We start from the raw sequence: 9,759 nt of genomic DNA on the forward strand, positions 1-9,759 counted from the left end.
CCTCGGGCGGCACTAGTGCGCCGGCGCGAACTGCCGGCGCTCGTCAGCGGTTGGCGGCGGACAGGGTGTCGACGACGGCGGTCAGCGAGCCGTCGTCGCCCACGTTGCCCGCAAAAACAACGTAGGGAATTGCCATGGCTCGGCGGATCTGCAGGCCCTTGAGGCAACGTCCGAGGAGGTAATTTCGCCCTTGACAATGACAAAGCGCGGCGGATGTCCGGCCAGCACCGGGCTCACGACATCCACGACGACGGTGGAGATCCTGCGGAAAATGTCGAGACCGGCGGCACCGGTGCCGGCGGTCACCAGCTGTGCCGGGGCCGCTACGGCGGCGCGGAAGTCGCTGAGCATGTCTTTGGCTTCGAATTGTTAGTAGCCGGTGTTGTTGCGGCTGCAGTCAAGATTACCGGTTCCCCCTGACCTCGCCGTTGAACGTGTGACGTAGGACACTCCGTATGTCTTCTATCCTGTAGGATAGACGAGTTACAGGCGGCGATGGGTCATCGTGCCGGATTTCAACGAGGAGATATTAGTGAATCGACGTACCAAATTCACCGTGCCGGCGCTGACGGCCGTCGCGGCACTCGCCCTAAGCGCCTGTGGCGGGGACGGCGGCGGCGGAGCTGGCGCCGAGGGCTTCACCGCGCCGGAGGACGTGCGCATGATCGTTCCGTTCGGCGCCGGCGGCGGTTCCGACCTTGCCGGCCGCGCGACGGCTGCGGGCCTGGAGGAAGTGACCGGCTCCACCATCACCGTGGAGAACCTCACCGGCGGCGACGGCGCGATCGGTTATTCCGAGCTGCTGGCCAGCAACGGGGATCCCTCAACGCTCCTGGCCAGCGAGACGGCCTTGATGGCGCTGCCGATTACCCAGGACGTGGAGTTCACCTATGAGGACTTCACGCCGATCATGAAGCTCGGCGATGACTACAGCGTGGTCATTACGAACCCGGATTCGCCACACGAGACCTGCATGGACCTGGTTGACGCCGCGAAAGCGGGCGGTGTGACCACCGGTGTTGCCGGAGCAGCCGGTATCGATTCGGTCGCCTGGGGCCTGATCGAGGATCAGTTCGATATCGAGTTCGACACCGTGGTCTTCGAGTCGGGTGCGGAAATTGTTGCCGGCGTCCTGGGAGGGCATATTGACGCCGGGATGACTAACCCCGGTGAAGTTCTGGGGCAGCTGGAGTCAGGGGACATCAAGCCGCTGTGCGTGCTGGCTCCCGAGCGTTACACCTATGAAGAACTGGCGGATATTCCCACCGGTGTTGAGCAGGGCGTCGATGTGACCTTCGCACAGTGGCGCGGCTTCATCGCCCCCGGCGGCATCTCCGAGGAAGCCCGTCAGCACTGGATCGATGCGGGTAAGGACTTCGCAGAGACCGAGGCTTACACGGAGTACGTCGAAAGCAACCTGCTACAGCCGCAGCAGGTGTATGGCGACGAGTTCGTCACCTACCTCGATGAGTACGATGCGGCCCTGGAAAAGGTCCTCGGCGACGAGTAGGAGACCGACGCTCAAGTAGGGTTCTCGCAACGTTGGAACCCTACTTGAGCGGGTGCTGCCGGTAGGTCAGACTGCTGGCAGGACCGGCCATGATCTCCATATCCTCATCAAGTTCAACGTCAGCCCCGAGGCCTGAGCCCGGATGGGTGAACTCACCACCGGGTAGCTTTGGTTCGACAGTCCTTCCTGTGGTGGATCAGGCACCTCTATGCCGGAACGCCTGCGAGGAGTTCTTCGAGCCGTTCGTAGCCCTCGGTCATCCCGCCTTCCATGCCGGAGGCCGCCATGCCGTCGCGGGCTTCCTGGGTTGGATAGACCGAGTGTCCACGGAGCAGGGTGCGTCCGTTGCCGAGATCCTCGAACGTCATGAATTCGAGGCTGACAACGTCCGGATAGCCTCCGAACTCGAAGGTCTGGATGGCGAACTCGTTCTCCCGGACGGTGTGGAAGATGCCGGTGAATGTGTAGGGAACGCCGTCGGGGCCGGTGTGGATGTAGCGGTAGCTGCCGCCGGTGCGGAAATCGTAGTGGTCAATCTCCATCTTCATACCCCGCGGGCCCAGCCACTGCTTGATCAGTTCCGGGTCCTTGTGGGCGCGGAAGACATCCGCCACGGGGAAGTCGACTTCGCGCTCGTAATCGATGAAGGGGAGATTTTCCGGAACAGTGAGTTTCAGAGCGTTGCTCATGATGGATCCTTTGTCTGCCGGCCACGTGAAGCGGCCTGTTCGCTAAGCACGGCATCGAGGTTGCGGAACTGCTCCTCGCGGACCAACCTGTAGCGGTCGATCCAGGCGGTGAGCGCCTCCAACCGTGCGGGGTCCAAGTGGACGGGCCGGCGCTGGGCATCGCGTGACCGCGTGACCAACTGCGCCTGCTCGAGGACCTGGATGTGCTTCGAGACCGCTTGCTTGCTGATCGCGAAGGGTTCCGCCAGTTCGTTGACTGTCGCCGGGCCACGGCTGAGCCGGGCGATGATGCGGCGGCGGGCCGGATCGGCAAGGGCCAAAAAAGCCCTGTCGAGGAGGTCGTCGTCGCTGGTGTTCATGGCTATAATCAACGTTTCTCTTTATAAACCGATTGGTTGATTACAAGCTACTCCCGATCAGGAGGGTGGTCAAGAGGTCCGCAGGAACTTTTCCCGAGCGAGTCCAGCGGCGTTTTCCTAAGCGAAGTCCAGCGGCGTTCCTCCCGCATCCGAACTGGGTTCCATCCCACCCGGGATGCGAACCGGTGCCCTTCCACCCCGGGACGCGAACTGGATTCCATTCCACCCCGGAAGAACTAACCCATGTGCGCTTCTCGAACATGATGGTCCAGTACGAAGGCAGGATAAACTCATCCAGTTTTCGTACTGGATGTTCATCCGCGGCGTTTGCTTGTCCTGCTTTCGGATAAAGGATGCGTGTTCGTCAGCGCTCACGATGCGTCGCGCATGGGTTTTAGGCCCATGCGGTTCGCTCACGATAGGCAGTTCGTCCCGGATCAGGGTTCGACGGCGACTGGTTGCCTGTCGTCGTCGTACTCCCCGATGTCGTCGGTGGGTTTGCGGATAAAGAACGCGGCAACGATGGCGGCCAGCGAGATGATTGCACCGGTCATGAAGGCCGCACGCACACCACCGGCCACGGCGATTCTCTCCGCAGCGCCCGCGGCTCCCAGGTTCGCGGCGCCGATCGACATCACCGTGATGAACAAGGCCGTACCGATCGCGGCGGAAACCTGCTGGACAGTGCCCACGATCGCGCTGCCGTGCGAGTACAAGTTCCGGGGGAGCGAGCCGAGGCTGGCGGAGAACAGCGGGGTGAAGAGCAGTGCCAATCCGACGCTCAACGTCATATGCGCCGCCACCAACTGCGGGGCCGTGGTGTTTACGGTAACGGTGCTCAACACCCATAGCACCGTACTCACCAGGATCGTTCCCGGCAGCACCAGCACGCGCGGGCCGAAGCGGTCGTAGAGCCTGCCGACGAAGGGCGCGAGCAAACCCATGATCAGGCCACCTGGCAGCAGCATCAGACCGATCTGGACCGGCGGGAATCCCAGCACCTGCTGCATGTAGATCGGCAACAGAATGATCGTTCCGAACAGCGACGACATCATGATTACCATCATCGCGACCGCCACCCTGAAAATCGGCGAACGGAAGGTTCGCAGGTCCAGCAAGGCCCGGTTGGACTGTTGCAGCAGCCGCTGGCGCAGAAGGAAGGACGCCAGCGAGACGGCGCCCACGACCAGCGAAATCCACATTGGCGCCGATGACTCGGCCGGCCCGCTGTCCGCGCCGACCTGGCTGAGGCCATAAAGCAGCCCGCCAAAGCCGAAGGCCGAGAGCACAACCGAGACGACGTCGATGGGTATCTTCCTCGGCTCGGTGACGTTTTCGACCCGCCGGTAACCGATGATCAGCATGGTCACGGCGATCGGCAGCACGATCAGGAACATCCACCGCCACGACAGCGTACTCAGGATGACACCCGAAATGGTCGGGCCGATTGCGGGCGCCACGGAGATCACGATCGAGACGTTGCCCATCGTCTTGCCGCGCTCGTTCGACGGCACCAGGGTCATCAGTGTCGTCATCAGCAACGGCATCATGATCGCCGTTCCGGACGCCTGGACAATCCGTCCCAACAGCAGCACCTCGAATCCGGGTGCGACGGCGGCGATCAGCGTCCCGGTGCAGAACAGACTCATCGCGGCGATGAAGACTGGCCTCGTATTGAACCGCTGCAGCAGGAACCCGGTGATCGGGATGACCACCGCCATCGTCAGCATGAAAGCGGTCGTCAACCACTGGGCCGCGCGGGCGGTGATATTGAGATCGATCATCAACTCGCGGATGGCGACACTCATAATGGTCTCGTTCAGGATGACGACGAAAGCCGCTCCCAGCAGCAACCGGATGACCAGTTTGTTCCGGCCTGAGTGGTCAGGCGCATCCGCCGTGCTTCCGACACCGGTGCTCCCAACGTCGGCGCGCGCCGATGCCGACGTCGTCGTATCGGCAGAGCTGTGTTCTGTCACGGAAGTGTCCTATCAAAAAACAAAGGTATTGAGCGGAAATGCTGCAGAGGCCGACAGAGAAGGATAACCCTCGATGTTACCCGCGCATTCCCTGCTCATAATAAAACCTCCCCGCAGCCGCATACAGGAGTACGCGGCCAAGGGGAGGATTCGGTTGGTTGTTCCTACGGAGTGGTGAGCTGCCTGTCCTGCACGATCGCTTCCAAAGTGCCGGTATCGACGTCCTCGGAGGGTCCATGCAGGTAACGCTCAAGGCTGTCATCCATGGCGCTGAGCCAGCGGGTGTGGTGCCGCGCCGCCATCGTGCCGGTCATGACTGAGCGGTGGGGAATATCGCGGTAGCCGAGGATATTCTCCTCCTTGTCCTTCATCCACTGCTTGAACAGCGACGAGACCGCATCCAGATCGAATTCCGGGTAGTCGGTCAGGCCAATGAGCTCGCGGATGTAGTCCGACTGGTAGTCCGCTTCCGCCTCGTGGCAGGCCAGGGCATCCTGGCGGTCAAGCCAGCGCTGCATATCCGCCATCCGTTCTTCGGCAGCGGGAACCTCGATCCGACCGAGGATGACGTCACGGACAAACCAGGCCTGCGAGTCGAACATATTGAAGGTGTAGTACTGATCCTGCGCGCCGAGATAGAACAGATTCGTGTTGTCCTGCCACTGCACACCCTTGTAAAGGTTGGCGGGGTAAAGCACGTTCGGCGACTTCAGAGACAATTCACCGGGCAGGAACGGATACTTATGCTGGTAACCGGTGCAGAGGACGACGGCATCGAACTCACGGGTGGTGCCGTCACGGAAATGCGCGGTCCGGCCATCGAAATGCGTCACCAGGGGACGTTCGACGGCGGATTCCGGCCAGTCGAAGCCCATCGGGCCGCTGCGGTAGCTGAACGTCACGGAGCGGGCACCCATTTTGTGGGACTGCACGCCGATGTCCTCGGCCGAGTAGGAGCTGCCAATCAGCAGGATGTCCTTGCCCGCGAAGCGCTCGGCGCCACGGAAGTCGTGCGCGTGCAGGACTTCGCCGGGGAAGGTGTTAATCCCCTCGAATTCGGGCACGTTGGGGACGGAGAAATGGCCGACCGAGACCACGAGTTTGTCGAAGACATACGTCTCGGTTTTGTCCGCGGCCAGATCTTCGACGACGACGGTGAATTCCCGGGTCTGCTCGTCGAAGGATACCCAGCGGGCCGCGGTGTTGAACCGGACGTACTTGCGCACATCGCTTTTCTCCACCCGTCCCTTGATGTAGTCGAAGAGCACCTCGCGCGGCGGAAACGAGGAGATCGGACGGCCAAAGTGCTCGTCAAAGGTGTAGTCCGCAAACTCGAGGCATTCCTTCGGACCGTTGGACCACAAGTGCCGGTACATGCTGCTGTGAACGGGTTCGCCGGAGGCATCCAGCCCGGTCCGCCAGCTGCTGTTCCACTGCCCGCCCCAGTCCGACTGCTTTTCGAAACAGACGACCTCGGGGATTTCCGTTCCGTCCTGCCGGGCCGATTCGAATGCCCGCAGCTGCGCCATGCCGCTGGGGCCGGCACCAATGATTCCAACTCGCAATGTCATGTTCTCTCCTCGTCCATTGGATCCTTCGTCGTCGAATTCGACGCTCCAAATCGGCAGGACGGCCGGTTGGCAAACCGGTGGCGGTGTAAACGGCGCATTACCCGCGGCGGCAAATAACTGCGGCGGCGACACTGGCAGCGCGGTGCGCGCTGGGCCCTGTTATCAATCCCGTCGAATGGGAGCGGGCGCTGTGTCCATGGCAGGGGTTGGGCCTGCTTCCGGCGATTCCGAACGGTTCACCGAGGATCCAATAACGCCGGTAAACCTACCAACGACATGAACATCTTGGGAACGTAAAGTCAAAAGGGAGCCAGAGGATAAGGAGCCCCAATATGACAGCCGACACCGGACCGCAGTGGTACAGCGCGGCCGACATCACAGCCAGGATCAGCCCCGGACGGGCGCGACGTCTTATCCAGCAGGTGCTCCAGAGCGGTTTCGATCCGGCCTCGGATCCGGAGCGGATCAACAGTCCCGCCGGCGCCGGCCATCTGCTGCTGATGCCGTCCGTGCTCGGTGATTGGGCCGGGATCAAGGTCGCATCCGTTGCACCGGACAATCCGGCCCGTGGCCTGCCGCGGATTCAGGCAACGTACCTGCTGATGGATGCGCAGACTTTGACGACGCAGGCAATCCTGCAGGGCTCCGTCCTCACCACGCTCCGCACCCCGGCAATGTCTGCCGTGGCCGCGGACACGCTCGCTGCACCGGAGGCGGGACACCTTGTTGTGTTCGGAACCGGTCCGCAAGCGCTCGCGCACATTCAGGCATTCGCCGACATCCGCGCCCTCAGCCGCATATCCGTCGTCGGACGGAACCCTGCCAAGGTGGACGCCGCCGTCGTCGAAGCCCGGTCCTTGGGGCTGCCTGCCGATCCGGGAACGGCCACGGAGGCAGCTGAGGCGGACATTATTGTTTGTGCAACGTCGGCGGCCGAGCCGCTGTTCGACGGGCCCCTGGTGAAGGACGGAGCCTGCGTCGTTGCGATGGGATCGCATGAAGCCGACCGCCGCGAACTGGACTCGGCGCTGATGGGCCGGTCCCTCGTCGTGGTCGAGGACATCGGGGCGGCGCTGCGGGAGGCCGGTGATGTGGTGATGTCCATTGACGACGGCGCCCTCGACCGCGACGCGCTGGTCCCCATCCGTGATGTGATCACCGGTGCCGTTACCCGGGCCGATGACCGGCCGAATGTGTTCAAAGGCGTCGGTATGTCCTGGCAGGATCTGGCCGTCGCGAGGGGCGTGGTGGAGCCGGAGCTCTGAGCCGGATCAACTGGTTGGCGCTCTTAGCCAAACGGGGCGCGTGCTTCCGTGCTGGCTTGACCTGCTGGCGTCAGTCCCGGATACGCACCGCCGTCTCGCGAAGGTACTGATCCACCCGGGTGTACGCGTCGCGGGTGAGCGCCCGCCACAGCTGAACGGCCAGCCGCGGGTCTTCCTCTTCCAGTTGCTCGATAGCCTCTGCGCTGAGGACCATCAGTTTCACGGCGCCTTCGGCTTTCTCCGTCGTCTCCTGCCGGTCCTCGCTGCCCAGCGCGAGTTCGCCGAAGGTCATGCCCGCGCTGAGGGTGGTCAGTTTGACGCGCTGACCCTCGGGACCGGTCGTGATGGTGCTGATCCTGCCGGAAATGATGAAAAAGACACCACCGAACCGCTGCCCCACGCGGCGGACGATATCGCCGTCGTCGTACATTTTGGGTTCCATCCGCGCTGCCAGGGCAGCAGCATCTTCCGGCGTCAGTGTGCTCAGCGCCGGCGATTCCGCCGCGGGGACCGCATCCGGCAGGCTCAGTTCGTCACCGTACGTCGTAATCAGCCGGTTTTCGGCGAATTCGACTGCTGCCCTGCGCGTCTCGAACGTCGGCACCGCCCGGCCCACGTCCTTGAACGTCTCGGACAGGGTACCTTCGCCGTCGATCAGGACAAGCTCCCGGCCGTCCTCGGAAAGGTTTTCCTCCAGCCGGGCCAGGATCCGTAAGGCGACGCCGCCCACCTCGTCCACGCGGCGCAGGTCCAGCAGGACAAGTTCGACGCCGGTCTCCAGTGCGCTGACTTCCCGCACCATTGATTCAGTGCCGGCGAAGAGCAGGTCTCCGTTTAGCTCGATCACCCGGGCGCGGTGGCCATGCTCACTCAGGGTCGCCGCCGCTTCCTCGTTGCGGCGGACGCCCGACGGCGCGTCGGTAATGTCGTAGCTCGCCCGGATAGCGGACTTGCCGGCCCGGGCGGAGCGGACAAAGTGCATCTCCATGTCCTGCGAGAGCCGCTGGCACGTGGCCAGGCCGCGCACGCTGCCACCATGCTCATCCAACGGCGGCGAGAAGACGGCCACACCCACCTGGCCGGGGAGCACCGCGATGGTTCCGCCGCCGACACCCGACTTGGCCGGCATGCCCACGTTGCTGACCCAGGCTCCGGCGTCGTCGTACATTCCCGAGGTCATCATCACCGACAACACCCGCTCGACCGGTCCAATGTCCAGGGCCTGCTTGCCGGTCAGCGGGTTCTGGCCACCATTGGCCAGCGTCGCCGCCATGATGGAAAGGTCCCGGCAGGTCACCTGTACGGAGCACTGGCGCAGGTAATTCTCGAGGACCGTCGTGGGGTCGTCCTCGATGATGTTGAAGGAGCTCAGCAGGTATGCCAGCGCGTGATTGCGGTCGCTGTTGCGCAGTTCGGTCTGGAATATCCGCTCGCTGGAGGCAAGCTTCCGTCCGGCGAAGTCGGAGTAGGTATTGATGATGCGCTTGATGGCGGACCGGCCCCCGGAACCCTTGATTAGTCCGGTCGAAGCGAGGGCGCCGGCATTGATCATCGCATTGGCGGGACGGCCGGTGCCGTGGCCCAGCGATATCTCGTTGAACGAGTCCCCGGACGGTTCCACATCCACCTTCTCGTCCACGGCGTCGGGACCGAGGTCGGCCAGTGCGAGTCCGTACGTGAAAGGCTTCGAGACGGACTGCAACGTGAACTTCTTGCGGGTATCGCCGACCTCATAGACGTAGCCGTCCACGGTCGCCAGACAGATACCGAAATTGTCCGGATCACCACCGGTCAGTCCCGGCACGGCGCTGTAAGGCGTGCCGGTCCGGAGTTCGGAAATCTCTGCGTGGAGGGTACGCAGGTAACTCTCGATGGGCGACTTCATGGCACCAGCCTATTAGGTGGAACCCACGGTCCTTGCCACACTCTGTCGAGATCAGGGTGAGCCGCCGCAACGAGTCAGCAGTAGGTGTTCGATACAACGTTCCACCGCAACGAGTCAGCAATAGGTGTCGGTATAACGGCGCTGAAAACAACACTTATTGCTGAGCAGCTTGTTGGAATGCCCAAAGCGCCGACAGGTTTTGATGGCCCAGTGAAGAGCTACTTAGCCTCGATCCACCGATCAGCAGCTGAGGTAGCCGCGGAACGGGAACTGGCTATTCCAGCGGCTTGAGGGCGCTGCGGAGCTATCGGCCTCGCTGCCGGGAGCGTTCCACTTGTTTCTTTCGTGTCGGTCGGACGGGGTCGAAGCCGGTCAGACCGGGGCTGTGGCTGACGGTTTCAGCATGGCTGTGAACAGGTCGGTGAACGCTGTTTCCCAGGGCCAGCCTTTGGGCATGTGAAGCAGGACTTTTCGGGCGCTGGACGCGATTCTGGCCGGGAT

8 protein-coding genes are annotated in these 9,759 nt (G+C 62.8%); 3 read left to right on the plus strand and 5 right to left on the minus strand.

The window, feature by feature from the left end:
* Nucleotides 1–213: 213 nt before the first annotated feature.
* Complete coding sequence (locus Y707_RS0110905; RefSeq protein WP_026535117.1) at nt 214–420, plus strand: hypothetical protein; 207 nt, start codon at nt 214–216, stop codon at nt 418–420.
* Between the two features lie 112 nt (nt 421–532).
* On the plus strand, nt 533–1,510 hold the full coding sequence (locus Y707_RS0110910) for a tripartite tricarboxylate transporter substrate binding protein (RefSeq protein WP_051441882.1): 978 nt from the start codon (nt 533–535) through the stop codon (nt 1,508–1,510).
* A gap of 206 nt (nt 1,511–1,716) precedes the next feature.
* Here the strand turns inward: Y707_RS0110910 and Y707_RS0110915 are convergent, their stop codons facing one another.
* The 4 genes from Y707_RS0110915 to Y707_RS0110930 all read right to left on the minus strand — a co-directional run bounded on the left by Y707_RS0110915 (nt 1,717) and on the right by Y707_RS0110930 (nt 6,108).
* Entirely contained in the window at nt 1,717–2,199 is a 483-nt protein-coding gene (locus Y707_RS0110915; protein WP_026535119.1) for an SRPBCC family protein, read from the minus strand.
* On the minus strand, nt 2,196–2,558 hold the full coding sequence (locus tag Y707_RS0110920) for an ArsR/SmtB family transcription factor (RefSeq protein ID WP_026535120.1): 363 nt from the start codon (nt 2,556–2,558) through the stop codon (nt 2,196–2,198). The genes Y707_RS0110915 and Y707_RS0110920 overlap by 4 nt, the downstream gene beginning before the upstream one ends.
* Before the next feature lie 437 nt (nt 2,559–2,995).
* The gene (locus Y707_RS25155) at nt 2,996–4,537 is read right to left on the minus strand and encodes an MDR family MFS transporter (RefSeq protein WP_051441883.1); all 1,542 of its coding nucleotides are present in this window, start codon (nt 4,535–4,537) and stop codon (nt 2,996–2,998) included.
* Between the two features lie 164 nt (nt 4,538–4,701).
* The gene (locus Y707_RS0110930) at nt 4,702–6,108 is read right to left on the minus strand and encodes a trimethylamine monooxygenase (RefSeq protein WP_026535121.1); all 1,407 of its coding nucleotides are present in this window, start codon (nt 6,106–6,108) and stop codon (nt 4,702–4,704) included.
* Between the two features lie 332 nt (nt 6,109–6,440).
* Between Y707_RS0110930 and Y707_RS0110935 the strand changes: the two genes are divergently transcribed.
* Nucleotides 6,441–7,373 carry an ornithine cyclodeaminase family protein gene (locus Y707_RS0110935; RefSeq protein WP_026535122.1) on the plus strand — a complete coding sequence of 311 codons (933 nt, stop codon included), beginning with the start codon at nt 6,441–6,443 and terminating at the stop codon, nt 7,371–7,373.
* 70 nt (nt 7,374–7,443) lie between these two features.
* Here the strand turns inward: Y707_RS0110935 and glsA are convergent, their stop codons facing one another.
* Nucleotides 7,444–9,258, minus strand: coding sequence for a glutaminase A (glsA, locus tag Y707_RS0110940; RefSeq protein ID WP_026535123.1), 1,815 nt, complete (start codon nt 9,256–9,258; stop codon nt 7,444–7,446).
* Between the last annotated feature and the right edge of the window lie 501 nt (nt 9,259–9,759).

Source organism: Arthrobacter sp. H14, assembly GCF_000520495.1.
Taxonomy (GTDB): Bacteria; Actinomycetota; Actinomycetes; order Actinomycetales; family Micrococcaceae; genus Arthrobacter_C.

Coding starts and splice junctions, on each gene's coding strand:
- Y707_RS0110905 (WP_026535117.1), top strand. CDS start 214: ATGTCCGGCCAGCACCGGGCTCACGACATCCACGACGACGGTGGAGAT.
- Y707_RS0110915 (WP_026535119.1), bottom strand. CDS start 2,199: ATGAGCAACGCTCTGAAACTCACTGTTCCGGAAAATCTCCCCTTCATC.
- Y707_RS0110920 (WP_026535120.1), bottom strand. CDS start 2,558: ATGAACACCAGCGACGACGACCTCCTCGACAGGGCTTTTTTGGCCCTT.
- Y707_RS0110930 (WP_026535121.1), bottom strand. CDS start 6,108: ATGACATTGCGAGTTGGAATCATTGGTGCCGGCCCCAGCGGCATGGCG.
- Y707_RS0110935 (WP_026535122.1), top strand. CDS start 6,441: ATGACAGCCGACACCGGACCGCAGTGGTACAGCGCGGCCGACATCACA.
- glsA (WP_026535123.1), bottom strand. CDS start 9,258: ATGAAGTCGCCCATCGAGAGTTACCTGCGTACCCTCCACGCAGAGATT.